The 26,399-nt window shown below is 71.8% G+C and carries 24 protein-coding genes; 14 read left to right on the forward strand and 10 right to left on the reverse strand.

Translation table 11 applies throughout. The annotated features are described in order from the left end of the window. The first annotated feature begins 2 nt into the window (after positions 1–2). From ACIRRS_RS13140 to ACIRRS_RS13155, 4 genes are all read left to right on the forward strand, one after another. The gene (locus ACIRRS_RS13140; RefSeq protein WP_402969131.1) at positions 3–596 is read left to right on the forward strand and encodes a hypothetical protein; all 594 of its coding nucleotides are present in this window, start codon (positions 3–5) and stop codon (positions 594–596) included. Further along, complete coding sequence (locus tag ACIRRS_RS13145) at positions 593–1,660, forward strand: hypothetical protein (RefSeq protein WP_402969134.1); 1,068 nt, start codon at positions 593–595, stop codon at positions 1,658–1,660. The genes ACIRRS_RS13140 and ACIRRS_RS13145 overlap by 4 nt, the downstream gene beginning before the upstream one ends. Positions 1,661–1,740: 80 nt before the next feature. Beyond that, complete coding sequence (locus tag ACIRRS_RS13150; protein WP_402969137.1) at positions 1,741–2,100, forward strand: hypothetical protein; 360 nt, start codon at positions 1,741–1,743, stop codon at positions 2,098–2,100. Positions 2,101–2,169: 69 nt separating this feature from the next. Further along, positions 2,170–2,877, forward strand: coding sequence for a hypothetical protein (locus tag ACIRRS_RS13155; protein WP_402969140.1), 708 nt, complete (start codon positions 2,170–2,172; stop codon positions 2,875–2,877). A gap of 5 nt (positions 2,878–2,882) precedes the next feature. On the opposite strand, the gene ACIRRS_RS13160 is transcribed toward ACIRRS_RS13155, so the two are convergent. Next, a complete protein-coding gene (locus tag ACIRRS_RS13160; RefSeq protein WP_402969143.1) occupies positions 2,883–4,043 on the reverse strand; it encodes a pyridoxal phosphate-dependent aminotransferase in 1,161 nt (386 codons plus the stop codon). A gap of 160 nt (positions 4,044–4,203) precedes the next feature. Then, positions 4,204–4,773 carry a YbjN domain-containing protein gene (locus tag ACIRRS_RS13165; RefSeq protein WP_402969146.1) on the reverse strand — a complete coding sequence of 190 codons (570 nt, stop codon included), beginning with the start codon at positions 4,771–4,773 and terminating at the stop codon, positions 4,204–4,206. Positions 4,774–5,164: 391 nt separating this feature from the next. Here ACIRRS_RS13165 and ACIRRS_RS13170 point away from each other — a divergent pair, with 391 nt between their 5' ends. Next, on the forward strand, positions 5,165–5,443 hold the full coding sequence (locus tag ACIRRS_RS13170) for a helix-turn-helix domain-containing protein (protein WP_402969677.1): 279 nt from the start codon (positions 5,165–5,167) through the stop codon (positions 5,441–5,443). A 69-nt stretch (positions 5,444–5,512) separates the two neighbouring features. Here the strand turns inward: ACIRRS_RS13170 and clpB are convergent, their stop codons facing one another. Both clpB and ACIRRS_RS13180 read right to left on the reverse strand, forming a co-directional pair. Then, positions 5,513–8,119 carry an ATP-dependent chaperone ClpB gene (gene clpB, locus ACIRRS_RS13175; protein ID WP_402969149.1) on the reverse strand — a complete coding sequence of 869 codons (2,607 nt, stop codon included), beginning with the start codon at positions 8,117–8,119 and terminating at the stop codon, positions 5,513–5,515. Between the two features lie 95 nt (positions 8,120–8,214). Further along, complete coding sequence (locus tag ACIRRS_RS13180; RefSeq protein ID WP_402969152.1) at positions 8,215–9,189, reverse strand: LysR family transcriptional regulator; 975 nt, start codon at positions 9,187–9,189, stop codon at positions 8,215–8,217. Positions 9,190–9,259: 70 nt separating this feature from the next. Here ACIRRS_RS13180 and ACIRRS_RS13185 point away from each other — a divergent pair, with 70 nt between their 5' ends. The 7 genes from ACIRRS_RS13185 (at position 9,260) to ACIRRS_RS13215 (ending at position 17,029) form a co-directional block, all read left to right on the forward strand. Further along, positions 9,260–10,369 (forward strand): TDT family transporter, encoded by a 1,110-nt coding sequence (locus ACIRRS_RS13185; protein ID WP_402969155.1) that lies wholly within the window; start codon positions 9,260–9,262, stop codon positions 10,367–10,369. A gap of 687 nt (positions 10,370–11,056) precedes the next feature. After that, positions 11,057–12,052, forward strand: a complete 996-nt coding sequence (locus tag ACIRRS_RS13190) for a LuxR C-terminal-related transcriptional regulator (RefSeq protein ID WP_402969157.1) — start codon at positions 11,057–11,059, stop codon at positions 12,050–12,052. A 188-nt stretch (positions 12,053–12,240) separates the two neighbouring features. Continuing rightward, positions 12,241–13,173, forward strand: coding sequence for a LuxR C-terminal-related transcriptional regulator (locus ACIRRS_RS13195; protein WP_402969160.1), 933 nt, complete (start codon positions 12,241–12,243; stop codon positions 13,171–13,173). After that, positions 13,166–14,140, forward strand: coding sequence for a helix-turn-helix domain-containing protein (locus ACIRRS_RS13200; protein ID WP_402969163.1), 975 nt, complete (start codon positions 13,166–13,168; stop codon positions 14,138–14,140). The genes ACIRRS_RS13195 and ACIRRS_RS13200 overlap by 8 nt, the downstream gene beginning before the upstream one ends. Continuing rightward, positions 14,133–15,116, forward strand: coding sequence for a LuxR C-terminal-related transcriptional regulator (locus ACIRRS_RS13205; protein ID WP_402969166.1), 984 nt, complete (start codon positions 14,133–14,135; stop codon positions 15,114–15,116). Before ACIRRS_RS13200 ends, ACIRRS_RS13205 begins: the two co-directional genes overlap by 8 nt. Next, positions 15,109–16,077, forward strand: coding sequence for a LuxR C-terminal-related transcriptional regulator (locus ACIRRS_RS13210; protein ID WP_402969169.1), 969 nt, complete (start codon positions 15,109–15,111; stop codon positions 16,075–16,077). The genes ACIRRS_RS13205 and ACIRRS_RS13210 overlap by 8 nt, the downstream gene beginning before the upstream one ends. After that, complete coding sequence (locus tag ACIRRS_RS13215) at positions 16,061–17,029, forward strand: LuxR C-terminal-related transcriptional regulator (RefSeq protein ID WP_402969172.1); 969 nt, start codon at positions 16,061–16,063, stop codon at positions 17,027–17,029. Before ACIRRS_RS13210 ends, ACIRRS_RS13215 begins: the two co-directional genes overlap by 17 nt. 7 nt (positions 17,030–17,036) lie before the next feature. Here the strand turns inward: ACIRRS_RS13215 and ACIRRS_RS13220 are convergent, their stop codons facing one another. Further along, positions 17,037–17,645 (reverse strand): hypothetical protein, encoded by a 609-nt coding sequence (locus tag ACIRRS_RS13220; protein WP_396283493.1) that lies wholly within the window; start codon positions 17,643–17,645, stop codon positions 17,037–17,039. Positions 17,646–18,007: 362 nt separating this feature from the next. On the opposite strand from ACIRRS_RS13220, the gene ACIRRS_RS13225 reads away from it, so the two are divergent. Then, positions 18,008–18,130, forward strand: a complete 123-nt coding sequence (locus ACIRRS_RS13225) for a hypothetical protein (protein WP_402969174.1) — start codon at positions 18,008–18,010, stop codon at positions 18,128–18,130. 60 nt (positions 18,131–18,190) lie between these two features. Here the strand turns inward: ACIRRS_RS13225 and ACIRRS_RS13230 are convergent, their stop codons facing one another. The 5 genes from ACIRRS_RS13230 to dnaK form a co-directional block, all read right to left on the reverse strand. Continuing rightward, entirely contained in the window at positions 18,191–19,186 is a 996-nt protein-coding gene (locus ACIRRS_RS13230) for a helix-turn-helix domain-containing protein (protein ID WP_402969177.1), read from the reverse strand. A gap of 215 nt (positions 19,187–19,401) precedes the next feature. Then, positions 19,402–19,908 carry a heat shock protein transcriptional repressor HspR gene (locus ACIRRS_RS13235; protein ID WP_402969180.1) on the reverse strand — a complete coding sequence of 169 codons (507 nt, stop codon included), beginning with the start codon at positions 19,906–19,908 and terminating at the stop codon, positions 19,402–19,404. 16 nt (positions 19,909–19,924) lie between these two features. Further along, entirely contained in the window at positions 19,925–21,091 is a 1,167-nt protein-coding gene (gene dnaJ, locus ACIRRS_RS13240; RefSeq protein WP_402969183.1) for a molecular chaperone DnaJ, read from the reverse strand. 146 nt (positions 21,092–21,237) lie between these two features. Further along, positions 21,238–21,858: a nucleotide exchange factor GrpE gene (gene grpE / locus ACIRRS_RS13245; RefSeq protein WP_402969186.1), complete on the reverse strand. Its 621-nt coding sequence runs from the start codon at positions 21,856–21,858 to the stop codon at positions 21,238–21,240. After that, a complete protein-coding gene (gene dnaK, locus ACIRRS_RS13250; protein WP_402969189.1) occupies positions 21,855–23,699 on the reverse strand; it encodes a molecular chaperone DnaK in 1,845 nt (614 codons plus the stop codon). Before dnaK ends, grpE begins: the two co-directional genes overlap by 4 nt. A 319-nt stretch (positions 23,700–24,018) precedes the next feature. Between dnaK and ACIRRS_RS13255 the strand changes: the two genes are divergently transcribed. Beyond that, positions 24,019–26,241, forward strand: a complete 2,223-nt coding sequence (locus ACIRRS_RS13255; RefSeq protein WP_402969192.1) for a heterodisulfide reductase-related iron-sulfur binding cluster — start codon at positions 24,019–24,021, stop codon at positions 26,239–26,241. Positions 26,242–26,399 lie beyond the last annotated feature (158 nt).

The raw sequence follows: 26,399 nt of genomic DNA on the forward strand, positions 1-26,399 counted from the left end.
CGATGTCGATCGAGCTACCGGACGAACTCGTCTGGGTCATGAGCCTGATGGGGCTCAACTGGCCCGACATCGACGAGGACGAGATGCGCGAATGGGCGCGTCACGTCCGGGAGTTCGGCAAGGGCATGGACAAGTCCCACGGGGACACCGACGTCATGGTCAAGAACCTCGGCGGCGCCTACGAGGGGGCCGGCTACACGGCCCTGGTCACCCGCTGGGGACAGGCCTCCGAGGGCCACATGACGACGCTCATCGACTGCTGCGAGGTGCTGGCGACCGGGCTGGAGATCGCCGCCGACGCCGTGGTCGTGGCCAAGGGCGCGGTGATCGCCCAACTGATCGCCACCGCAGCCGAGATCGCCGCCGCGGCAGCCGCTGCCGTCGCCACCCTCGGCCTCGCGGCCGCGGCGGAGGCGGCGATCGTCGAGATCGGCAAGCGGATCGTGAACGCGATCGTCCAGGCGATCGAGGCCGAGATCCTCGCGGAGTTGATGTCGACGGCGATCGACCCCTTCCACGAGGCCATCGAGAGCGCGGTGTCCGGCCTGGTGTTCAAGGGCGTCGAGACGGTCCTGGTCGGAGGGGAGCAGACGTGAGCGAGGGATTCCGCGCCAACCGCGCGGCGCTGAACGAGGCCGCGGAGAAGGCGCACAAGCACGCGGACCACGTCGAGCACCACTCGCGGGAGCTGGACCGGCTGACCCGGGGCAAGATGCTGGGCCGGGGCAAGCTCGGCAAGGTCGTCCACAGCGCCGTCCGCCCGATCGTCCACTCGATGATCAACGACATGTCGAAGGCGATGGCCGGCTCCCACCGGTCGATCGCCCACGGCCTGGAGATCACCTCGAAGAACCTCCACGACGCCGAGAAGGCGATCCACAAGAACATGCGCGCCAACGGGCTCTCCCTGGAGAAGGAGGGCATCGAGCTCCACCCGGGCCAGAACCTGCCGGGGAAGAAGGTGCTGAAGGAGGAGTACAAGCGCGAGGTCGACCGGCGGGTCGCCGAACTGGAGCTCCAGGGCCACGGCGTCGGCCGGCACCTGAAGGTGACGGACCAGCAGCTGAAGGACCGCTTGGGGAAGCCGTTCGAGGAGACGGTCACCATCCGCCCGGACGCGCAGCAGGACGCCAACGGCCACTGGTTCAGGCCGCCGTCGAGGCGGGAGACGCGGTGGTCCAAGGACGGCCTGGGCTTCGCCGAGTCCAAGGAGAAGATCGACCCCCTGCACGGCCCCGACGCGAAGCAGCGCCTGTCGCCGCCGCAGCTCTACCACGACGCGGAGAAGAGGGACCAGCACGGCAACCCGATGAACCACACCTGCGACCGCTTCTCGACGGCCTTCACGGACAACGAGTCCTACATGTACGCGGACCTCCACGCGAGGCAGCGCATTCCCAGCTCGCCGCCGTACGAAGTGGTCTTCTCGCCGCAGGACGCCTGGGGCAAGGGCGGCCATGAGGAAAGGTTCCGCGGGTACTATATCGACCCGGCGAATCCGATGGACGCCAACAAACAGATCAATTACCGGGACGTGAACTTCAAGGACGCCAAGATCGTCGCGGTGTACCGCCCCGACGGAAACGGCGGATTCAAACTCCACACCATGTTCCCGCAGCCGAAGGCGGAGCACAACATGGGGTACCACCACCGCCGTTGACGGCGGCCGCGGGAACGGGAACGCGTGGAAAGGACGGTCGTAAAATGACGCAGCCGCCGCCGGAATGGACATTCCGGCAGATGCCGGGGTGGTCGGAGGACGAGCGCCTCCAGCGGTTCTACCGCCACTACTTCCGGCACGACACGATGGACGAGATCGGTGAATTCAAGCCCTGGGCGACCGACGGGAGCGAATTCGCGCAGCGTCTCCGGGCGAGCCTGGAACACCTCCTGGAGGAGCGGCCCGCCTCGACCACGGACTGGGTGCGCGCCACCGGAATCCAGTTCTACACCGAGGCCGAGCTCTACGGATTCCTCGGCGACGTGTACAACTACTTCTACGGAAGCCGCGAGGAGCCGCCCGTCCCGCCGGACCCGGAGCGCGGGCCGCCGAGTGACGACCCCCGCTTCTGGTCGGAGTGGCGGCCGGACGGCGAATGACGGAACGCGTCCCCGATCCCGACCTCGGTCCCGGCCTCGCCCCCGATCCCGACCACTGGAGCACCCCGCATGCCTCTCCGTGACGAACTCCCGCCCCGCACCGGCCCGTGGGCCAGCCGGTTCGACTCCGAGGAGGCCCTGCTCCAGGCGGACGACGCGCTGAGGGCGGCCGCGCTGGCGAACCACGACCTGGCGCCGGTCCTGCCGTTCGAGGAGGTGTACGGCACCTCGCCGAGCCGCGCCGAGAAGGCCACGGCGATCGGGATCGACCCGGAGCACCCGTACGACGCGGACGGCGAGATCAACTACGTCTACGCGGACTTCCTCGCCTCCGGCCTGCTGTACGGCGTCTACCGGCCCTCCGCCGGCGCGGGCCCGGAGGGCCCGGCGGACGGGGGCGAGCTGTGGAACACCACGCTCTACCCCTACCCCGGCGGCGCGATCGACCCCGTCACCGTCCCGCTCGCCGAACTCGGCCTGGAGGCGCCGGGGATCGACCGGCGCTTCGTGCACTTCTGCGCGGGCCTGCTCGGGGTGGAGGCCGTGGACGACCTCGGGATGCTGCGCGACACCTTCGACCACGCCTGGCCGGACTACCGGGGGACCGTCCGCGCGGGCCTGGTGCACCTCGTGCAGAACCGGCCGCTGACCCCGGCGCAGTGGTACGGGCTCACTTACGTGGCGTTCCCGGACCAGCAGGAGCTGACGCTCTACCTGGCCCAGGTCTACGCCTTCCTCTTCGACGGCTTCGACGCGATGCCGCTGGCCCCGAACTAGGGGCCCTAGAGCCGCCGCAGGCGCGCCACCGCCTCCTCCAGCACCTCGTCCTTCTTGCAGAAGGTGAACCGCACGAGCGACCGCCCGGCCTCGACGTCGTCGTAGAACACGGCGTTGGGGATCGCGACCACGCCGCAGCGCCCGGGCAGGGAGCGGCAGAACTCGATGCCGTCCTTCTCGCCGAGCGGGGTGATGTCGGTGGTGACGAAGTACGTGCCCTCGGGGGTGAAGGCGCGGAACCCGGCCGCGGTGAGGCCGTCCAGCAGCAGGTCGCGCTTGCGCAGCAGGTCGGCGCGGAACGTGTCGAAGTACTCGTCCGGCAGCCGCAGGGCCTCGGCGACGGCGTACTGGAACGGGCCCGCGCTGACGTACGTGAGGTACTGCTTGGCGGTGCGGACGGCCGAGACGAGTGCCGGGGAGGCCGTCACCCAGCCGACCTTCCAGCCGGTGAAGGAGAAGGTCTTGCCGGCCGAGGAGATGGTGACGGTGCGCTCGCGCATGCCGGGCAGGGCGGCGAGGGGGTGGTGGACGGTGCCGAAGACGAGGTGCTCGTAGACCTCGTCGGTGACCACCAACAGGTCGTGCTCGACGGCGAGTTCGGCGATGGCGCGCAGCTCGTCGAGGGTGAGGACGGTGCCGGTGGGGTTGTGCGGGGTGTTGATCAGCAGCAGCCGGGTGCGCGGGGTGATCAGGGTGCGCAGCTCGTCCAGGTCGGGGCGGAAGCCCGGGGCGCGGAGGGTGAGCGGGACGCGGACGGCGCCGGCCATGGCGATGCAGGCGGCGTAGGAGTCGTAGAAGGGCTCGAGGGCGATGACCTCGTCCCCGGGCTCGAGCAGGGCGAGCAGGGCGGCGGCGATGGCCTCGGTGGCGCCGGCGGTGACGAGGACCTCGGTGTCGGGGTCGTACGCGAGGCCGTGGAAGCGCTGCTGGTGCTCGGCGATCGCGGTGCGCAGCTCGGGGATGCCGGGGCCGGGCGGGTACTGGTTGCCCCGGCCGTTCAGCACGGCGTCGGCGGCGGCCTCGGCGATCGCGCGCGGCCCGTCCGTGTCGGGGAATCCCTGGCCGAGGTTGATGGAGCCGGTGGCGGTGGCCAGGGCGGACATCTCGGCGAAGATCGTCGTGCCCATCCCGGCCAGGCGGCGGTTCAGCAGCGGCCTCGTACCCATGCGAAAGACTCCTCACGGCTCGTTGTCGGGCGTCGGGGCCATCATCCGGCCGACGGGAAGCCGAGGACAAGCACGAGGGCGGGCAGGCGGAGGGCGGGCGAGCAGAACGGCCCGCCACCGCGGCGTGGCGGTGGCGGGCCGTTCCCGGGGCGGGAGGGGCTCAGGCCTCCTCGGTGCCCTCGGAGTCCTCGCCGTTCTCGCCGCTCTCACCCTCGATGTCCTTCTGCAGGCCGAGGCGCTCGACGATCCACTGCTCGAAGCCGACCGCGGCCTGGGTCCAGTTGGCGGTGGTGGTGACGAAGTAGTCGAGGTTGACGCCGGTGCCGACGATCATCTGGGCCTCGCCGATCAGGCGGACCACGCCGTCCTCGTGGGTGTGGGTGTAGACCTTCGGCCAGAGGGTCTCGCGGTTCCACTCGTCGATCAGGTCGAGGATCTCGCCCTTCTGCTCCAGCGGGTACGAGCGGTCGTAGAAGGAACGGACCGCGAAGAGCTCCTTCTGGTCGCCGCGGAACATGTAGTAGACCCGGAAGCCCTCCCAGGGGGCGGTGAGGTCGCCCTCCTCGTCCACGACGTGCTTGAGCTGCATCTGGTCGAGGAGCTGGGTCACCAGGTTCTGGTCCGGGACGATGATCGGCGGCGGGCCGGCCGGCCCGCCGCCCTGGCCGCCGGGCTGTCCGCCGCCCTGGGGCAGGCCGAAGGACGGGATGGACGACGGGTCGATGCTCATGGGGGTCCTCTTCCTCAGTGCACGTGGTGGCCGGCAATGAGAGGCCGCCCTTTCCACCTTCCATCCTGCCTCATTCGGGGCCCGCCTCACAGGGGCCGCAGGGCTCGCGTCGATCTTCGCGCGCGGGCGTCGGAGGGGGTCGTCACGGGGTGGCGCGGGGGGTGGTCGCGAGGGCGTTCCGGGTGTTCGGGGCGGAATCGGTCACCCTGAGTGCCCGCCTGGGCACGCGCCCCGGCGGGCGTGAGCCACGTCACGCCCCGGGTCGGATGGTTCGCCTGCCGGGGGATTCGGATGCGGTTAGCGTGCGACGGAACTCGCTGCCGCTAACACCCGTTTCGCAAGGGCGAGTTGAGAAACACCTACACAAGGGGGAAGTGACGTGGACAGGCCGGTGGCCGATGAGGGGGCATCGCTGGGGGCGCTGCTGCGGAGCATCCGGCGGGACCGGGGCATGACGCAGGAACAGCTGGGGGAGGCTTCGGGGTTGAGCGTTCGCTCGATCCGCGACCTGGAGCGGGGGGTTTCCTGTCCCAGGGTCTCCACGCTGCGGCTGCTCACCCAGACCTGGAACCTGCCGGACACCCAGGGCGCCGAGCTGCACCGTCTGGCGCGCACCTGGCGGGACCGCACCCGCCGGCGCGAGCCGATCGTGAGCGCGGCGGTCGATTAGACGGAGCCGTACGGCCACGGGCCGCCGCCCCCTCGCGGGGAGCGGCGGCCCGTGGCCGTGGAGGCGGGGCTACTTCTCCAGCGGCCCCCGGCTGCGGACGGTGAGGCGGTCGCCCTCCTCGTCCCGCTCGACCAGGACGGTGTCCCCGTCGTGCACCCGGCCGGAGAGGATCTCCCGGGCCAGCTGGTCGCCGATCGCGGACTGCACCAGGCGGCGCAGCGGCCGGGCGCCGTACGCCGGCTCGTACCCGGTGAGGGCGAGCCAGTCGCGGGCCGCCGCCGAGACGTCCAGGGTGAGGCGCCGCTCGCGCAGCCGCTCGCCGAGGCGGGCGACCTGGAGGTCGACGATCCGGCTCAGCTCGGCGGTGCCCAGCGGGTCGAAGACGACGATGTCGTCGAGCCGGTTGAGGAACTCCGGCTTGAACGTGGCCCGGACGGAGTCCAGGACCAGCGCCTTCTTCTTCTCCTCCGGGGTGGCCGGGTCGACCAGGTACTGAGAGCCCAGGTTGGAGGTGAGGATCAGGATCGTGTTGCGGAAGTCCACCGTGCGGCCCTGGCCGTCGGTGAGCCGCCCGTCGTCGAGCACCTGGAGCAGTACGTCGAAGACCTCGGGGTGGGCCTTCTCCACCTCGTCCAGCAGCACGACGCTGTACGGGCGGCGCCGGACGGCCTCGGTGAGCTGGCCGCCCTCCTCGTAGCCGACGTACCCGGGCGGGGCGCCGACGAGCCGGGAGACGGAGTGCTTCTCGCCGTACTCGCTCATGTCGATGCGGATCATCGCCCGCTCGTCGTCGAAGAGGAAGTCGGCCAGGGCCTTGGCGAGTTCGGTCTTGCCGACGCCGGTGGGGCCGAGGAAGAGGAAGGAGCCGGTCGGGCGGTCCGGGTCGGCGATGCCGGAGCGGGTGCGGCGCACTGCGTCCGAGACGGCCTGGACGGCCTCGCTCTGGCCGATCAGGCGCCTGCCCAACTCCTCCTCCATGCGCAGGAGTTTGGCGCTCTCGCCCTCCAGCAGCCGGCCGGCCGGGATGCCCGTCCAGGAGGAGACGACGTCGGCCACGTCGTCCGGGCCGACCTCCTCCTTGACCATCGAGGCGGAGGCGTCCTGGCCTGCGGCGCGCTCCTGGGCCTCGGCGAGCTCCTGCTCGGCGGCCGGGATCTCGGCGTACATCAGCTTGGAGGCGCGCTCGAAGTCCCCGTCGCGCTGGGCGCGTTCGAGGGCGCCGTGCAGGTCGTCGAGGCGCCCCTTGAGTTCGCCGACGTGGTTGAGGCTCTTCTTCTCCTGCTCCCAGCGCGCCGTCAGCACGCTCAACTGCTCGTTGCGGTCGGCGAGATCGCGCCGCAGCCGGGCCAGGCGGTCGACGGAGGCCGGGTCGGACTCCTTCTCCAGCGCCAGCTCCTCCATGCGCAACCGGTCGACGGAGCGCTGGAGTTCGTCGATCTCGACGGGGGAGGAGTCGATCTCCATCCGCAGCCGGGAGGCCGCCTCGTCCACGAGGTCGATCGCCTTGTCGGGCAGGAAGCGGGAGGTGATGTAGCGGTTGGACAGCGTCGCGGCGGCGACGAGCGCGGCGTCCGCGATCTGCACCTTGTGGTGCGCCTCGTACCGGCCCTTGAGGCCGCGCAGGATGGCGATCGAGTCCTCGACGCTGGGCTCGCCGACCAGCACCTGCTGGAAGCGGCGCTCCAGGGCCGGGTCCTTCTCGATCCGCTCGCGGTACTCGTCGAGCGTGGTGGCGCCGACCATGCGCAGCTCGCCGCGGGCCAGCATCGGCTTGAGCATGTTGCCCGCGTCCATCGCGGAGTCGCCGCCGGCGCCCGCGCCGACCATGGTGTGCAGCTCGTCGATGAAGGTGACGACCTGGCCGTCGGAGGCCTTGATGTCGCCCAGGACGGCCTTGAGCCGCTCCTCGAACTCGCCGCGGTACTTGGCGCCCGCGACCATCGCGCCGAGGTCCAGCGCGACCAGCCGCTTGCCGCGCAGCGACTCCGGGACGTCCCCGGCGACGATGCGCTGGGCCAGGCCCTCGACGACGGCCGTCTTGCCGACGCCGGGCTCGCCGATCAGCACCGGGTTGTTCTTGGTGCGGCGGGAGAGCACCTGGATGACGCGGCGGATCTCGTGGTCGCGGCCGATGACCGGGTCGAGCTTGCCGTCCCGGGCGGCCTGGGTGAGGTCGGTGCCGTACTTCTCCAGGGCCTTGTACGTGCCCTCCGGGTCGGGGGAGGTGACCTTGCCGCTGCCGCGCACGTCCTTGAAGGCGGCGAGCAGCGCCTTGGGCGTGGCGCCCTGCTGCACCAGCAGGTCGGCGACGGCGCCGCCCTCGGCGGCCAGGCCCACCATCAGGTGCTCGGTGGAGACGTACTGGTCGTCGAGGTCGTCGGCGCGCCTGCCGGCCTCGGTGAGCACCCCGAGGGTGTCCCGGGCGAGCTGGGGCGCGGCGACGGTGGAGCCCGAGGCGCTGGGCAGGTCGGCGGCCCGGCGGCGCGCCTCGGTGTCGATCCGGGCGGTGTTCGCCCCGACCGCCTCCAGCAGGGGCCGGGCGATGCCCTCGGGCTGGTCCAGCAGGGCGATCAGGATGTGCACCGGCCTGACGTCCGGATTGCCGGCCGCACCGGCCAGCCGGATGGCGGCGGACAGGGCGTCCTGCGTCTTGGTGGTGAACTTGCTGGCGTCCACTGCTGGGGGGCCTCCTCGTCGGGTCCTTCACTCACTTGCTACGTACAGCATGCACTACCTTGAGTCCATTCCGCTCAACTTTGGCGGCTTCTCGCTCAACGGCCACCCGCCGGACGCCCTCCCGTCGAACGGCCTCCCACGGAACGGCCACCCGTCGGACGCCCTCCCGCCGTGCGGGTCAGCGTCAGCAGCTCCCGGGCCGGCCCGCCCGGCCGCTGCCCCGCCGGCCACACCGCCCGCAGCGGGCGCCGTAGGTCCAGCCCGTCCTCCAGCGGCACCGCGACCAGCCGGCGGGTGGCCAGCTCCTCCCGCACCGCCAGCTCGCTCAGGCAGACCGGCCCGGCGCCGGTCATCGCCGCCGCCTTGAGCGCCGTGGACGAAGCCAGCTCCATCCGGGGCCGCGCCGGGCCCCCGTACGGCGCCAGCGCCGCCTCCAGCACCTCCCGGGTGCCCGAGCCCGGCTCGCGCAGCACCAGCGCGGTGGCGGCCAGCTCCGGCCCGGTGAGCGGGGTGCGCCGGCGTGCCCACGGGTGGTTGGGGGCGACCACGACCACCAGGGAGTCCGCCGCCACCACGGCCCCGGCCAGGCCCGGCGGGGTGGCCGGGCCCTCGACGAAGCCGAGGTCGGCCTCCCCGGCCAGGACGTGCCCGGCGACCTCCGCCGAGTTGGCCGTCCGCAGCGTCACCGCCGTCCCCGGGCTGGCGTCGGCCAGGGCCAGCAGCCAGCCGGGCATCAGGTACTCGGCGACGGTCAGGCTGGCGACCACCCGCAGCTTGGCGTCCCGCCGTCCGCGCAGCGCGTCGATCCCGGCGTCCAGGGCCTGGGCCGCCTCCACCACGTGCCGGGCCCACTCGACCACCAGCCGGCCCGCCTCCGTCGGCGTGGAGCCGCGCGGGGACCGGTCCAGCAGCGGGACGCCGATCTGCCGCTCCATGCCCTTGATCCGGGCGCTGGCGGTCGGCTGGCTCACCCCGAGCTCGGCCGCCGCCCGGCCGACGCTGCCCAGCCGGGCGACCGCGAGCAGCAGTTCGAGGGCGCCGAGTTCGGGGACGTGCGGGGAGAGGGCCATAGGTTCAGGCTATGTCCTCATAGGAGCCGGGGCGCTACCGGAGCCGGGCCCGGGCGGCGACGGTGGAACCATGTCCACTTCGGCCGTCCTCCCCCTCGCCACCCGCGCCGGCCTGCGCGGTCGCCTCGACCTCGCCCAGCTCGGCCCCAACTGGTACGCCGCCGTCATGGGCACCGCGATCGTCGCCAACGGCGCCGCCTCCCTGCCCGTACGGGTGCCCGGGCTGATCGCCTTCGGCGAGGCGATGTGGGCGCTCGCCCTGGCGGCCCTGCTGGTGCTGGTCGCGGCCCGGCTCGCGCACCTCACCCGGCACCGCGAGGAGGCCGCCGCGCAGCTGCTGGAGCGCCCGGCCGTCGCCGTCTTCTACGGCTGCCCCCCGATGGCCCTGCTCTCGGTGGGCCTGGGCACCGTGCTGATCGGCTCCCGGGTCATCGGCACCGGCCCGGCGCTCGCCCTCGACGCGGTGCTGTGGAGCCTCGGCACCCTGTACGCGCTGGCCGTCGCCGCGGGCATCCCGTACCTGATGATCACCCGGCACCCGGTGTCCGCCCTGGAGGCGAACCCCACCTGGCTGCTGCCCGTGGTCGCCCCGCTGGTCGCCTCGGCCTGCGGCCCCGTGCTCGTCCCGCACCTGCCCGCCGGGCGGGCGCAGGAGGCCATGCTGTACGGCTGCTGGGGGCTGTTCGGGATCGGGCTGCTGGCGACCCTGGTGATGCTGCCGGTGGTGTTCACCGGGCTGTTCCACAGCAAGCTGCCCGCCCTGGTGCTCACCCCCTCGCTGTTCCTGGTGCTCGGCCCGCTCGGCCAGTCCGTCACCGCCGTCCACCAACTCGCCGACGCCGCCCGCCCGGTGCTGCCCTCGCTGGCGCCCGTCATGGCAGGGGTCGCCGAGCTGTACGGCGTCGCGGTGATCGGCGTCGCGATGCTCTGGCTGGCCGTCGCGGCCGCCGCCAACCTGCGCGCCCGCCGCGCCGGGATGCCGTTCGCGATGACCTGGTGGGCGTACACCTTCCCCGTCGGCACGTGCGTGACGGGTGCCAGTGCGCTCGCCCGGCACACCGGGTTCGGCGGCTTCACCGGGCTCGCCTCCGGGCTGTACGTCCTGCTCCTCGCGGCCTGGGTGGCCGCCGCCGCCGGCACCGTCTCGGGCCTCGCCCGCGGCCGGCTGCTGGCCCGCTGATCGACAGGACGGGTCCAGGCCCCGGGCGGCGGCGGATTGCAGGAACCCGAAGCTGCATGAAGTGATCGTGGACGCTCGATCCGCCACGACGGTCCGGATCGGTCCCAACCGCCAACATCCCTTCTCCACGGCGTTCTTCGCCCGAATCCGACCGGCCGACCGGACGGTTACGGACGACTCCCGGTGCAGATAGCTGCAATTGCGCGAACATGCACTCGGAGGGCACTTGTTCACCGGCCGTCACACTGTGAGAGTGGAGTCACGCCAAGCCGTCCGGGCACCGCAGCCCGATGGTGGCGGCTTGCTCTTCGAAACTGACCACCGGTGCATCGTCCCGTGCCGGTGGAACGGGGGGGAAGAGCGCCGGCCCGGGTCCATGTGTGGTGATGGACCCGGATCCGGATCCATCGAGGTGTTGCTGCTCCACCTCGAAGGAAGCGCCTTGGCATGGCGTGGTGATGGCGGCCCCCGGGGCCCCCGGTGTGCGACGGCACCCGGGCCCGGGGGTCCGCCGGAAGCCCGGTACCGTGATCACACCCGGCGGGCCGGGCCGCAGACGCACCTCGGTCTCGGACACCCCCGCCGGTGGGAACCACCGTCCACGGGCACCGCCCGTCGACGGCACCGCCGACCGACGGATCACGGGGGCGGCACCAGGGGAGAGGCGTCCGGCAGGGAGTGTGCGACGTGACGGCGGAACCGGCGGTCGCGCCGCACCACCAGGGGCCCGCGGGGGACGAACCCGACGAGGCCGCCCGGAGGCTCTACCTGGCCGTGGTCGCCGACGGCGGCCGCCTCACGGCCTCCGCGGCGCAGGACGCCGACCAGAGCGCGCTGCGGCAACTGCTCGACGTCGGCCTGCTCGTACCCCACACCCTCGACGACGGCTACAACGCCGTCAGCCCCCGCTCCGTCAGCGACCGCCTCGGCGCCGAACTGCGCAGCGAGGCCACCCGGCTGCTCGTCCGCGCCGAGAACCTCCCCGGCGCCCTCGACGGCCTCACCCGCGCCTTCGACGAGATGTCCGAGCGCCCGGGCAGGCCCGGCGAGGCCGTCTACGTCGAGGGGCACGTCCACATCCGGCAGCGGATCGCCCAGCTCGTCGCGGACTGCCGCACCGAGGTCCTCACCGCCGCCCCCGGCCGCCGGCCCGCCGAATCCCTGCGGACGGCCCGGCTCCAGGACGTCCGGCTGCTCCAGCGCGGCTGCGAACTGCGCACCATCTACCAGCCCGTCGCCCTCACCGACCCGGCCGCCCTCGCGTACGCCGAGGAGGTCACCCGGCTCGGCTCGCAGCTGCGCGTGCTCGACGAGCCCTTCCCCCGGCTGATCATCCTCGACCGCGCCGTGGCCGTCGTCCCGGTCGAGGAGGACGACAACATCGCCGCCTTCATCAGCGACCAGGCCGCGCTCTCCTTCCTCGTCGGCGCCTTCGAACGCGACTGGGTGCGCGCCGACCCGGCCGAGGCCGCCTCCGCCCTCGGCCACGGGCCCGCCCCGGCCGTCCCCGACCGGGTCGGCCGGCTCCTCGCCCGGGGCCTCACCCAGAAGGCCGTCGCCACCCGGCTCGGGCTCAGCGAGCGCACCGTCGCCGCGCACATCTCCCGGCTGCGGGACCGGTACGGGGCGCAGACGCTCTTCCAGCTCGGCTGGCTGATGAGGGGCTCGCGCGATGACGGTTGAACCCCGGCCCGGGCGGGGCGCGTGTCCGTCGTGGACGGCACCGTGAGCGCCGGCGGGCCGGGGAGGCGTCCCGCGACGACCCGAGACCCCGCAGATCCCGCAGACTCCGAAGGCCCCGCAGACCCCACAGACCCCACAGACTCCGAAGGCCCCGCAGACTCCGAAGCCCCCGAGGGGAGACGCCCGCGATGACCGACGAACCCGGCCCGGCCGAGAGCGCCCTCTACCTCGCCGCCGTCGGCCGAGGCGGACGCCTGCGCCCCGAGGACCTCACCCCCGAGGACCGCCCCGTCCTCGCCGCCCTCGTCGCCCGCGGCCTGCTCACCCCCACCACCAGCGGCTGGACCGCCGCCAGCCCGCGCGCCCTCGGCGACCGCCTCGGCGGCGAACTGCGCACCCGCGCCACCCGGCTGCTCCAGCGCGCCGAGCACCTCCCCGACAGCCTCGCCCCGCTCACGCGGGCCTACGACGACGCCCAGCCCCCGGCCGCCCCCGCCGTCAGTCCCGTCCACGTCGACGGCAACACCGCCATCCGCGACCGCATCACCGAGCTGATCGCCGACTGCCGCGAGGAGTTCCTCGCCGCCCAGCCCGGCCCGCGCCCCGTCGAGGGCCTGCGCGCGAGCCTCGCCCAGGACCTCGCCCTGCTGCGGCGCGGCTGCGCCATGCGCACGCTGTACCAGCCCGTCGCCGTCACCGAGCGCCCGGTGCTGGAGCAGCTCTCCCTGCGCACCGGGGAGGGCGCCCAGACCCGCGTCCTCGCCGAGCCGTACGAGCGGATGCTGGTCTTCGACCGGTCGATCGCCGTCATCCCCGCCAGGGAGGACCGCAGCAGCGCCGTCTTCCTCACCGACCCCGCCACCATCGCCTTCCTGGTCACCCGCTTCGAACGGGACTGGAACCGCGCCACCCCCGCCGAGGGCCACCTCGGCCCGCCGCACCCCACCACCGTCCGCGTCGGCCGCCTCCTCGCCCGGGGCCTGACCCAGCGCGTGGTGGCCGTACGGCTGGGGCTCAGCGAGCGCACCGTCGCCGCGCACATCTCCCGGCTGCGCGAGCGCTACGGCGCCCAGACCCTCTTCCACCTCGGCTGGCAGATGCGCGGGGCCGGCGATGCCTGAGCCCTCCACCCTGGAAGCGTCCCTCCCGGACGCCGCCGCCCGGGCGCTCTACCTCGCCGTCCTGCGCGAGGGCGGCCTCGTCCGCGCCGCCGACGTCGGGGAGGAGGACGCGCCGGCCCTGCGCCGCCTCGTCGAACTCGGGCTGCTCGTCCCGCAGTTGCTCGACAACTCGTACAGCGCCGTCGACCCGAGGCCGGTCGCGGACCGGATCGGCGCCTGCATCCGCCGCACCAGCGCCCGCCTCCTCACCGAGGCCGACCAGATCCCCGAGCAGATGCGCGACCTCGCGCACGCCTACGACACCGCCCCGCGCCGCGAGGCCCGCCGCACGGGCAGCCGGATCGTCACCGGGAGGGCCGAGATCCGGCACACGCTGTCCCAACTCGTCCACGCCCACCCCAACGAGAGCCTCGCCGCCCAGCCGGGGGAGGCCCGCCGCGCCGACCTCCTCGACGACTCCCTGGACCGCACCCGCCGCTACCTCGCCAACGGCGGCGAACTGCGCTCCCTCTTCGAGCAGACCTGCCGTACGGACCCGGCCTCGGTGCGCTACGCCGCGGAGGCCACCCGGCTCGGCAGCTCCATCCGGGTGCTGGACGGGGCGTTCATGCGCTTCCTGGTCTTCGACCGCACGGTGGCCGTCCTCCCCGCCTCCCCCGACTACGAGAGCGCCGCCGTCGTCGACGACCCGCCGACCGTCGCCTTCGTCGTCGACACCTTCGAGCAGCTCTGGCGCCGCGCCGAGGGCGTCAACTGGGCCGTCCTGGAGGAGGGTTCGGCGGAGCCCGTCAGCCAGGGCCAGATCGCCCGCCTCCTCGCCCGGGGCCTCACCCAGCGCGCCGTCGCCACCCGTCTCGGCCTGAGCGAGCGCACCGTGGCCGCCCACATCGCCCGTCTGCGGGAGCAGCACGACGCCGAGACGCTGTTCCAACTCGGCTGGCAGATGCGGGGATCGACCCGTGGCTGAGCACTCTCCCCGGTCGGACGCGCCGGCCTCCGCCCTGCCCGACGCCCCCGCCCGGGCGCTCTACCGGCAGATCCTGCGCGACGGCGGCCGCATCCGCATCGCCGACGTCCCGCCCGAGGACGCCGCCGCCGTCCAGAGCCTGCTGGACGTCGGCCTGCTGAAGCCGTACGTCCTGGACGGCTCGCTCAGCGCCGTCAACCCGCGCTCCGTCACCGCCCGCATCGGAGCCGACCTGCGCGCCGCGGGGACCAGGCTGCTGCGCCAGGCCGAGGAACTGCCCGACCTCCTCGGCGACCTCACCTCCGCCTACGACTCCGCGCCCCGCGCCCACGACCGCACCGCCGGGCCCGTCCGGATCGTCGAGGGCGCCGCGAACATCCGCCACGGGGTCTCCCAGCTGTCCGAGGAACTCCTCCACGAGGCCCTCTCCCTCCAGCCCGGCGGCGCCCGCCCGGCCGACGCGGCCGACGACATCCTCGCCCACGCCGGCCGCTTCCTCGGTCTCGGCGGCTCCATCCGCACCATCTACGAGACCGGCGCCCGCCTCGACCCCGGCACCGTCCAACTGGCCGCCCGCCTCACCGGGATCGGCTGCCACCTGCGCGTCGCGCCCTTCGCCGTCCCCAAGATGCTGGTCTTCGACCGCACCGTGGCCGTCGTCCCCGCCGGAGCCGACGCCGCCGCCTTCATCGAGGACCCGTCCACCGTCGCCTTCCTCGCCGAGGTCTTCGAGAGCTACTGGCGCCTCGCCGAGGGCGTCAACTGGTCCGCCCTCGCCGAGAGCCCCACCGACCCCGCCGCCCCCGAACAGGTCGGCCGCCTCCTCGCCCAGGGCCTCACCCAACGTGCCATCGCCTCCCGCCTCGGCCAGAGCGAACGCACCGTCGCCGCCCACATCGCCCGCCTGCGCGAGCAGTACGACGCCGACACCCTCTTCCAACTCGGCTGGCAGATGCGGGGAGTCCACCATGGCTGAGCCGGACCTGCCCTCCCCGGCCGCCCGCGAGCTGTTCCGCGAGGTCCTGGCCCAGGGCGGCCGGCTGCGGCTGACCGACATCCGGCCCGAGGACGAGCCGGCCGTCCGGCAGTTGGCCGACCTCGGCCTGCTCGACCTGCGGATCGCCGACAGCTCCTACAGCGCGGTGAACCCGCGCGTCGTCAGCGAACGCCTCGGCACGGACCTGCGCGAGCGCAGCGCCCAACTGCTCGCCCGGGCGGCCCTCGTCCCGGAGCTCCTCGACGACCTCGCCCAGGCCTACGACGCCGCTCCGCGCCGCGCCGAGCCCGTCGGCGGGGTGCAGCGGGTCACGGACACGGGGGAGATCCGGCACCTGCTCAGCCAGTTCGCGCGGGACCACCCGCACGAGGTGCTGTCCGCCCAGCCCGGGAAGGTCCACCCGCCCGCGCACCGCGCCGACTCCCTGGCCCAGACCCGCCGCTACATCGCGATGGGCGGCGCGATCCGCACCCTGTACGAGCCGCAGGCCCGACTGGCCAGGGAACACGTCGAGTTCGCCGTGGAATCCGTGAAGGCCGGCTCGCGCATCCGCGTCCTGAACGCCGTGTTCACCCGCGCGCTGATCTTCGACCGCACCGTCGCCGTCATCCCGGCGGCCCCGGACAACTCGGAGGCCGTGGTGGTCGAGGAGCCGGTGATGGTGGCGTACATGGCCGACGTCTTCGAGCAGCAGTGGCGCCGCGCCCAGACGGTGGACTGGGAGGCCCTCGCCGCCGGCCCCGCCGCCCCGGTCGCCCACGACCAGGTCGGCCGCCTGCTCGCCCAGGGGCTCACCCAGCGGGCCATCGCCTCGCGCCTGGGCCTGAGCGAGCGCACGGTCGCCGCCCACATCGCCCGGCTGCGCGAGCTGTACGACGCGGAGACGCTCTTCCAACTCGGCTGGCAGATGCAGGGGATCCACCGTGACCCGACTTCCTGACCCCGCCGCCCGCGAGCTCTACCGGGCGATCCTCCAGCAGGGCGGCCGCGTCCGGCTCGGCGAGATCCGCCCGGAGGACGAGCCGGCGGTCAGGCGGCTCGCGGACCTCGGTCTGCTGGTGCTGCGGATCGCCGACGGCTCGTACAGCGCGGTGAACCCGCGGGCCGTCGGCGAGCGGCTGGGCGCCGAACTGCGCGAGGAGAGCGCCCGGTTGCTCGCCCGGGCGGCCCTCGTCCCGGACCTCCTCGACGACCTCGCCCAGGCCTACGACACCGCACCGCGCCGTACGGAGGCGGCCGGGGGGATCCGCCGGGTGACCGGGTTCGAGGAGATCCGCCACCTGCTGTCCCAACTCTCCAGGGACTACCCGCACGAGGCCCTGGCCGCCCAGCCCGGCGGGCCGCGGCCGCGCCACCACACCGCGGACACCCTGGCCCTGAGCCGCGGTTACCTCGAAGCGGGGGGCGTGGAGCGGACGATCTTCGAGCCGTCCGTCTGCGGCGATCCTCACACCGTCGAGCTCGCCCGGGAGTCGACCCGGATCGGCTCCCCGATCCGGGTGCTGGAGGGACCGTTCACCAGGACGCTGATCTTCGACCGGGCCGTCGCCCTCGTCCCGGCCTCCGCGGACAACGCGGCGGCCGCGGTGGTGGAGGACCCGGCCCTGGTCGCCTACCTGGTCGGCGTGTTCGAGCAGCAGTGGCAGCAGGCGCAGATCGTCGACTGGGAGGCCCTCGCCGCCGGGTCCGCCGTCCCGGCGGTGCACGACCAGGTGGGCCGCCTCCTGGCGCAGGGGCTCACGCAGCGGGCGATCGCCTCGCGCCTGGGCCTGAGCGAACGGACGGTGGCCGCTCATATCGCCCGGCTGCGTGAGCTGTACGACGCGGAGACGCTGTTCCAACTCGGCTGGCAGATGCGGGGAGCCCGGACCACGGGGGAGTCCGGGAGGTGAACTCCGCTCAGCCGGTCGCGGCGCCGGTCGGCCAGTAGCCCTGCTGCTGCCGGGGGACGGCGAACTGCTCGCCGGGCGCGGTCCAGAAGCCCTCGCGCAGCGAGAGCGCCATGCCGGCCCAGTCCAGGGCGGTCTCGACGGTGTGGTTGAGCGCCTCCTGCGACCAGGTGTCGTCGAAGACGAGCGGCAGGACGGGGGCGACCTGCTCGATGGTGGCGATCAGCGGGTTGTGGGTGATGGCCTCGTCGACGAGGAGGACGATCGGCTTCCGCAGCGCCGACGCCCACCCCAGCTCCAGGCTCACCCCGGCCGACAGCGGAGCGCCGACGTACGCGAACACGAGGTCCGCGGACTGCAGCGCCCGGAAGTCGGACGGGACCCGGGGCTCCGGCGCGCGGCCGGCGACGGTCCAGGCATCACTGTGGTGCGCGCTGTACACGGCGGCACCGCTGCGGAGCAGGGTGGTGCGAAGCGTCGTCAGCCGCGTCCGGCTGGCGAGCGTCACGACACTGTCGGCGGGCCCGGTCAGCCGCATCAGCGGCGCGGCCAGGAACACGCGTGCACGACGGCCCTCGGGGGCCTGGCTGTCGTGGTGACGCAGGTAGGGCTCGGTCATGTCGACTCCGGGGGAAGGCCGACCGAAGGGAACTGGCGTCGGCGAAGACATTGAGTGGTGGAAAGCTCTGCTGCTCGGACGGGAGAAAGCTGAGTGTTGCCGTTTGAACTAACCATTGACTGTTCATCGGCAACAGTGGTGGACTCTGCGGATTCTCGAGATCGACCTGATCGTCCACCTGACCGCGTGGTGGAGTCCAGCTTTGGGGGGTGTCATCTGTACGCCTGGCAGAGGGATGACATGGGTCGCGGTTGTGGTGCACCATGTGGGCTGTTGTTCCAACATCCGCCATTTGTGCGGTGCCAGGTCCGAGAGAACGGGCGGAAGAAATGTCTCGTCTGCGTCAGTACATCCGAAAGGTCATGTTTCCGCTCGTCGCGGGAGTCGCCGTACTTCTCGCGGTCGGGGCGGTGGCGGAGGATGCCCGGCACGTCGACAGCGTGCGGGCGGCCGAGGTCGTTCTCGATGACACGCACTGGAACTGAGCGGGGCGGTCGGCCCTCGTCCCGCCCGGTGCGGGAGGGGTCCTCAACCGCGCGAGCGGATCATTCGGGTGCGTCCTGGGCGGCCCGGCCCAGGACGTACCCGAGCTGGAACAGCGATTCCACGTTGTGATCCTGGCGCATTTCCGCGAGGTGCCGGGCCAACGTGCGCTCGCTGATTCCGAGACGTCGCGCGATCACCCGGTGATTGGTCCCCGCGAGCAGTAGGTCGATGATGGTCTGGCGGAGCCTGGACACGACCTGGTGGGGGACAGTGGTCGCACCGTCGAATTCGAGCGCTCTGCTCCAGTTCCGCTCGAACACCTCCTCCGCCAGATACTTGATGACGGACTGGTCGTGAATGAAGGCGGCCAGGGCCATGTCATCGGCGACGGGAATGACCGCCAGCCGGCGATCGATGATGATGAGGCGCGTGTAGGGCTCGTCCAGGGTCCGGTATTGCCACCCGGCGGCGGAGAGCTGGGCGACGTAGTCCCGCGTGGGCTGGTGGTATCGCGTGCTGGCGTGGTAGATCGTGCGCATGGTCGCGCCCCGGCGCAGCCGTTCGAGGTCGAAATCCAGGCCCGAGGACAGCCACTCGGGCGGTCGCGGCCCGCCGGGCTGCATGGCGAGCGCTTCCACCGGGCCGTCCGCCTGGGCCTGGTGCAGGCGTTGGTTGATCAAGGCCTTTCCGCGGACGTACTCGATCTGTCCGCCCTCCTGGCCCCGTGAATGAAAGGCTTCGGCGAGGTCGCCGAGGTCGCCGGGCAGGCCGACGGCGCGTGCCAGCAGATCGAGGGCCTGGCGTTGCCAGGCGAAGCTCAGGCGGGTGGAGAGCTGGGCGGGGTCGATTGCCGCATATGCTCCGGCCTCGTCCGGATCGCGGACGAGGAGCCCGATTTCGATGAGTTCTTCGAAAGGCTCGCCCTCTGCCGGATATTCATTTCGCCGGATCGGCTTTCCATTTTCCTGGATGATGGCCAGGTATAGGGAACGGGCGCCCGCCGACAGGGAGTGCAGCCCGTCCGGTACGGTGCCAGCCTGCTCTCTCCCGCTCATCCTCGTCTCCTTGTCGTAGACCGGACAAAACCTTCGGCCGACCGATACTCCGAACACCTGATCATAAAGTCAGACTGTCGGTTCCAGGTCGAGGTTTACTGTCTCTGAGAAAAACGGCAGTCCGCAAGTCGCACTCTCTCACCAACACACCGGCCGCCGGCACCCCCCTGAAGAGGGGGCCGGCGGCCAGGGGGCGTGCGGCTGGGGGCGCTCGGTCAGCGCTTGGGGCGCCAGACGACGAGGGCACTGGAGTGCGGCGTGGGCGGCTGGTACGGGACGAGGTCGCGGCGGTAGGAGGCGTGGACGGCGGCCTCGCGCTGCTGGAGGGCGGTGGCCGCGCCCTCGAGGGAGTCGACGAGCTCGGTGACCCGGGCCTGGAGGGCGGCGACCTGGTTCTCCAGCTCGATGATCCGCTTGATGCCGGCCAGGTTGATGCCCTCGTCCTGGGAGAGCCGCTGCACCTCGCGCAACTGCTCGATGTCGCGCGCGGAGTAGCGGCGCCCGCGCCCGGCGGTGCGGTCGGGGCTGACGAGGCCGAGGCGGTCGTACTGACGCAGCGTCTGCGGGTGCAGGCCGGACAGCTCGGCGGCGACGGAGATGACGTACACCGGAGTCTCCTCCGTGAGCACGTACTGCGGCGCCGCCGGCGCGCGCCGCCGGCGCGCGCCCTCGCCGGGCAGGCCCTCGCCCAGCCCGGCGCCGATCGGGGTGTCAGGAGTCATCGGGGACATCTGGTCGTCACGCTCCCTTCGCCGCCCGGAAGAGGGCGGCTCGCGGGTCGTCGGAGGCGGTGGCCTCGCGGTACTGCTCCAGTGCGTTCAGGGCGTCACCGCTGACGCTCTGCGGCACCACGACCTCGATGGTGACGAGGAGGTCGCCGCGGGTGCCGTCCTTGCGGGTGGCGCCCTTGCCGCGGGCGCGCATGGTGAGGCCGTTGGCGCTGCCCGGCGGGAGCTTGAGCTTGACGGCGGGGCCGCCGAGCGTGGGCACCTCGATGGTGGCGCCGAGGGTGGCCTCGGGGAAGGTGACCGGGACGGTGACGGTGAGGTTGTCGCCCTTGCGCCCGAAGACGGCGTGGGGGTCGACGTGCACGGTGACGTAGAGGTCGCCGGGCTGTCCGCCCCGCTCGCCCTGGGCGCCCTTGCCCTTGAGCCGGATGCGCTGGTCGGCCTGGACGCCGGCCGGGATGCGCACCTGCATGGTGCGGGCGGAGCTGGCCCGGCCGCTGCCGTGGCAGTCGGTGCAGGGGTCGTCGACGATCATGCCCCGGCCGCGGCAGTCCTTGCAGGGCTCCGAGAGCGCGAAGGCGCCCTGGCCGCGGCTGACGGTGCCGGCGCCGACGCAGGTGGGGCAGACCCGCGGAGTGGTGCCGGCCTTGGCCCCGGTGCCGTTGCAGGTGCGGCAGGGGGCCTGGCTGGTCATCCGCAGGGGGACGGTCGCGCCGTCGACGGCCTCCTCGAAGGAGAGCGTCACCTCGGTCTCGACGTCCGCGCCGCGCCGGGGCTGGGCCTGCCGGCCGCCGGTGCGGTTGAACAGGCCGCCGAAGACGTCGCCGATCCCGCCGCTGCCGCCGCCGCTGCCGCCGCCCTGGGTGCCGCTGAACAGGTCGCCGAAGTCGAAGCTGTAGTTGCCGGTGCCCGGGCCGCCGCCGGAGCGGAAGCCGCCGTTGGCGAAGAGGCTGCGGGCCTCGTCGTACTCCTTGCGGCGCTTCTCGTCGGAGAGGACGTCGTACGCCTCGGAGATGTCCTTGAACCGCTCCTCGGCCTTCGCGTCACCCTTGTTGGCGTCGGGGTGGAACTCGCGGGCGAGCCTGCGGTAGGTCTTCTTGATCTCGGTGGCGGTGGCGTCCTTGGGCACGCCGAGGACCTTGTAGTAGTCCTTCTCCACGTAGTCCTTGCCGCTCACGGCTTGCGCCACCTCCCGAGTTCCATCGTCACAGTGCTGTCAACAGCGCGGCCCCTGGGGCCAGTTGACAGCGCGCTGCGGAGCCGGCCGGCCGATTGGCAGGCGTACGACTCCGCAGCGCACAGGTTGTCAGCTGTCACCGGTTGTCAGCTGTCCGAGCCGCCGTCGGTCTTGTCCGCGTCCGCGGACTTCGACTCGGCGTCCGGGCCGGGCGCCTGGGCGCCCGGCTGGGGCTCCGCGACGGCGACCATGGCGGGGCGGATGATCCGCTCGCCGATGCGGTAGCCCGGCTGGAGGACCTGCACGCAGGTGTCCTCGGTGACGTCCGAGGAGTAGCTGTGCATGAGCGCCTCGTGCATCGTCGGGTCGAAGGGCTCGCCCTCCTTGCCGAACTGCTGCAGGCCCAGCTTGGCGACGACCGTCTCCAGGGACTCGGCGACGGACTTGAAGCCGCCCGTCACCTCGCCGTGCTCGCGGGCGCGGCCGATGTCGTCCAGGACGGGGATCAGGGACTCCAGGATGTTGGAGACCGCGATCTCGCGGACGGTCAGCCGGTCGCGCTCGACCCGCTTGCGGTAGTTCTGGTACTCGGCCTGGAGGCGCTGGAGGTCGGCGGTGCGCTCCCCGGCCTCACGCTTGGCGGTGGCCAGTTCGTCGCCCTCGGCCTCCGAGCCGGCGCCGGCGGCGGCCTCCTCGGCGGCCTTGATCACGGCCTCCTCGGCGGCGGAGTCGTCGCCGGGCTTGCCGCCCTGCGGCTTGTCCGTCATGCCGACGCACCGCCCTTGGGCTTCTCGTCGTCCACGATCTCGGCGTCGACGACGTCGTCCTCCTTGGCCGCGCCCTCGGCACCGGCCGCGGCGGCACCGGCGGGGGCCTCGGCATTGGCGTAGAGCGCCTGGCCGAGCTTCTGCGCGGTGGTGGAGACCTTCTCGGACGCCTCGCGGATCTTCGCGATGTCCTCGCCCTTGAGGGCTTCCTTGAGCTCGCCGATGGCGGTCTCGACCTCGGTCTTGACGTCGGCCGGGAGCTTCTCGGTGTTGTCGGCGATGAACTTCTCGGTCGAGTAGACGAGCTGCTCGGCGGAGTTGCGCGTCTCGACGGCCTCGCGGCGCTTGTGGTCGTCCTCGGCGTACTGCTCGGCCTCGCGGCGCATGCGGTCGACCTCGTCCTTCGGCAGCGAGGAGCCGCCGGTGACGGTCATCTTCTGCTCCTTGCCGGTGCCGAGGTCCTTGGCACCGACGTGCATGATGCCGTTGGCGTCGATGTCGAAGGTGACCTCGATCTGCGGCAGGCCGCGCGGCGCCGGCGGCAGGCCGGTCAGCTCGAACATCCCGAGCTTCTTGTTGTACGCGGCGATGTCGCGCTCGCCCTGGTAGACCTGGATCTGCACGGACGGCTGGTTGTCCTCGGCCGTGGTGAAGATCTCGGAGCGCTTGGTCGGGATCGTGGTGTTGCGCTCGATCAGCTTGGTCATGATGCCGCCCTTGGTCTCGATGCCGAGGGACAGCGGGGTGACGTCGAGCAGCAGGACGTCCTTGACCTCGCCCTTGAGGACACCGGCCTGGAGCGAGGCGCCGATGGCGACGACCTCGTCCGGGTTGACGCCCTTGTTGGCGTCCTTGCCGCCGGTCAGCTCCTTGACGAGCTCCGCGACGGCCGGCATGCGGGTCGAGCCGCCGACGAGGACGACGTGGTCGATCTCGGAGAGCGAGATGCCGGCGTCCTTGATGACGTTGTGGAACGGGATCTTGCAGCGCTCCAGCAGGTCCGCGGTCAGCTGCTGGAACTGGGCGCGGGTGAGCTTCTCGTCCAGGTGCAGCGGGCCCTCGGCGGAGGCCGTGATGTAGGGCAGGTTGATCGAGGTCTCGGAGGACGAGGACAGCTCGATCTTGGCCTTCTCGGCGGCCTCGCGCAGACGCTGCAGGGCCATCTTGTCCTTGGACAGGTCGACGCCGTGGCCGGACTGGAAGACCTTGACCAGGTGGTCGACGACCTTCTGGTCCCAGTCGTCGCCACCGAGGTGGTTGTCACCGTTGGTGGCCTTCACCTCGACGACCCCGTCGCCGATCTCCAGGAGGGAGACGTCGAAGGTGCCGCCGCCGAGGTCGAAGACCAGGATGGTCTGGTCGTCCTTGTCGAGGCCGTAGGCCAGGGCGGCCGCGGTCGGCTCGTTGACGATGCGCAGGACGTTGAGGCCCGCGATCTCACCGGCCTCCTTGGTGGCCTGGCGCTCGGAGTCCGAGAAGTACGCCGGGACGGTGATGACGGCGTCGGTGACCGTCTCGCCCAGGTACGCCTCCGCGTCCCGCTTCAGCTTCTGCAGGATGAAGGCGCTGATCTGCTGGGGGTTGAAGTCCTTGCCGTCCAGGTTGATCTTCCACCCGGTGCCCATGTGGCGCTTGACCGACCGGATGGTCCGGTCGACGTTGGTGACCGCCTGGCGCTTGGCCACCTCGCCGACCAGAACCTCGCCGTTCTTGGCGAAGGCGACGACGGACGGCGTGGTCCGCGCGCCCTCGGCGTTCGTGATGACGGTGGGCTCGCCACCCTCCAGAACGCTGACGACCGAGTTCGTCGTGCCGAGGTCGATGCCGACCGCGCGTGCCATCGTAAATACCTCCACGGAAGAGTTGAGCTTTACGGGCTCAAGGATGCACGACTCGACGGGCGGCGTCAACAGGAGTGAGTGGTAGCCGCTCAACTTTACTGAGCCCTTATGTCGAGAAAGGGTTCCCCGGGCGGCTCCGCCGTGGCGGGAGGTCACTCGCGTGACTGCCGCCATAGCTTGGGAACCTTCTGGAGAACGGTTGTCGACCGGTAATGTCCGGGCCGTCGGCCCGGCAAGTTACCGACCAGTACACTCAGTTCGGAAACCGAATACCCGTGGGGACCATTGGCCCCCCGAGCCGCAGGAGGACGGAGAGCCGATGCAGCTAGCAGCGATCGTCATCTCGCTGGTCACCTTCGTGATCGGCACCGCGCTCGCCCTTCGTGCGGCGTGGCACATCTTCAAGGTGGTGACGACCGGCGCCGCGGACTCCACTCGCTTCGGCAGGCCCGCCCAGCGCGTCAAGACCGTCGCCGTCGAATTCATCGGCCACACCAGGATGAACCGCTGGGGCATCGTCGGCGTCGCCCACTGGTTCGTCGCCGTCGGCTTCTTCAGCCTGGTGCTCACCATCGTCAACGCGATGGGCCAGCTGTTCGACGCCGAGTGGGAACTGCCGATCATCGGCCACTGGATGATCTGGCAGCTCTTCGTCGAGCTGGTCGGCACGCTGACCACCATCGGCATCGTGACCCTGATGGTCATCCGCCTGATGAGCCTGCCGTCGCGCTCGGGCCGCAAGTCCCGCTTCGCCGGCTCGATCGCCTGGCAGGCGTTCTACGTCGAGTACACGATCCTCGGCATCGGCCTCTGCATCATGATGCTGCGCGCCCTGGAGGGCGCCCTGGCCGGCGTCGACTCCTACGGGCCGGAGCACCTGGTCTCGTACCCGCTGGTCTCCGCGCTGAGCGGCCTCTCGCACGGCACGCTGGAGAACCTCGTCTACCTCTTCGCGATGCTGAAGATCTGCATCTCCTTCGCGTGGGCGATCACCATCGGCCTCAACCCCTCGATGGGCGTGGCCTGGCACCGCTTCCTCGGGTTCTTCAACATCTACTTCAAGCGCGACGAGACCGGCGGCACCGCCCTCGGCGAGCTGCGGCCGATGACCAGCAACGGTCAGCCGATCGACTTCGAGGACCCGGCCGACGACGCCGTCTTCGGCGTCTCCCAGGTCGAGCACTTCTCCTGGAAGGGCATCCTCGACTTCTCCACCTGCACTGAGTGCGGCCGCTGCCAGTCGCAGTGCCCCGCCTGGAACACCGGCAAGCCGCTCTCGCCGAAGCTGCTGATCATGAGCCTGCGCGAGCACGCGTACGGCAAGGCCCCGTACCTGCTCGCCGGCGGCGGCAAGGACGCCGAGGGCAACGAGAAGGCCACCGCCGAGCAGCTCGCCGGCGTCCCGGCCGCCGCCCTGGCCGAGGCCGAGCGCCCGCTGATCGGCACCGCCGCGGAGAACGGCGTCATCGACCCGGATGTCCTGTGGTCCTGCACCACCTGCGGCGCCTGCGTCGAGCAGTGCCCGGTGGACATCGAGCACATCGACCACATCGTCGACATGCGCCGCTACCAGGTGATGATCGAGTCCTCGTTCCCGACCGAGGCCGGGACGATGCTCAAGAACCTGGAGAACAAGGGCAACCCGTGGGGCATGGCCACCAAGGCCCGCCTGGACTGGGTCAAGGAGCTCAAGAAGGAGACCGGCATCGAGGTGCCGGTCATCGGGGAGGACATCGACCCGGCCGAGGTCGAGTACCTCTACTGGGTCGGCTGCGCCGGCGCCCTGGAGGACCGCGCCAAGAAGACCACCAAGGCCTTCGCCGAGCTGCTGCACACCGCGGGCGTGAAGTTCGCGATCCTCGGCAAGGAGGAGTCCTGCACCGGTGACTCCGCCCGCCGCCTGGGCAACGAGTTCCTCTTCCAGATGCTCGGCGCGCAGAACGTCGAGACGCTGAACGCCGCGCTCGAAGACGCCCCGGTCAAGCGGATCGTGGCCACCTGCCCGCACTGCTTCAACACCATCGCCAACGAGTACCCCCAGCTGGGCGGCCACTTCGAGGTGATCCACCACACCCAGCTGCTCCAGCACCTGATCGACGAGGGCAAGCTCGTCCCGGTCAACCCCGTCGAGGGCCTGATCACGTACCACGACCCGTGCTACCTGGGCCGCCACAACAAGGTGTACAGCCCGCCGCGCGAGATCATGGACAAGGTCCCCGGCCTGCGCCAGCAGGAGATGCACCGCCACAAGGAGCGCGGCTTCTGCTGCGGCGCCGGCGGCGCCCGGATGTGGATGGAGGAGCGCATCGGCAAGCGGATCAACACCGAGCGCGTGGACGAGGCGCTGTCCCTCAACCCGGACATCGTCTCCACCGCCTGCCCGTTCTGCCTGGTGATGCTCTCCGACTCCGTCAACGGCAAGAAGAACGAGGGCGCGGCCAAGGAGCACCTGAAGGTGGTCGACGTGGCCCAGCTGCTGCTCGACTCGGTCAAGGCGATCCCGCCGGCCGAGGCCGAGGAGCCCGTGGCGGCCGACGCGTAGCGGCCCTGTTCGACGGTTCTGCAACAACTGCCCGGCCCGGTGGACGCCGCCAACGCGCCCGCCGGGCCGGGCATTTCGGCGTCCCGGGGGGCCTGCGGTGGTACTGCGGGGGTACGGGGAGTGACGCTGATCGCACAACCGCCGGACGGGCATTCGGT

It is taken from the genome of Kitasatospora sp. NPDC101183 (assembly GCF_044767945.1).
Lineage (GTDB): Bacteria > Actinomycetota > Actinomycetes > Streptomycetales > Streptomycetaceae > Kitasatospora.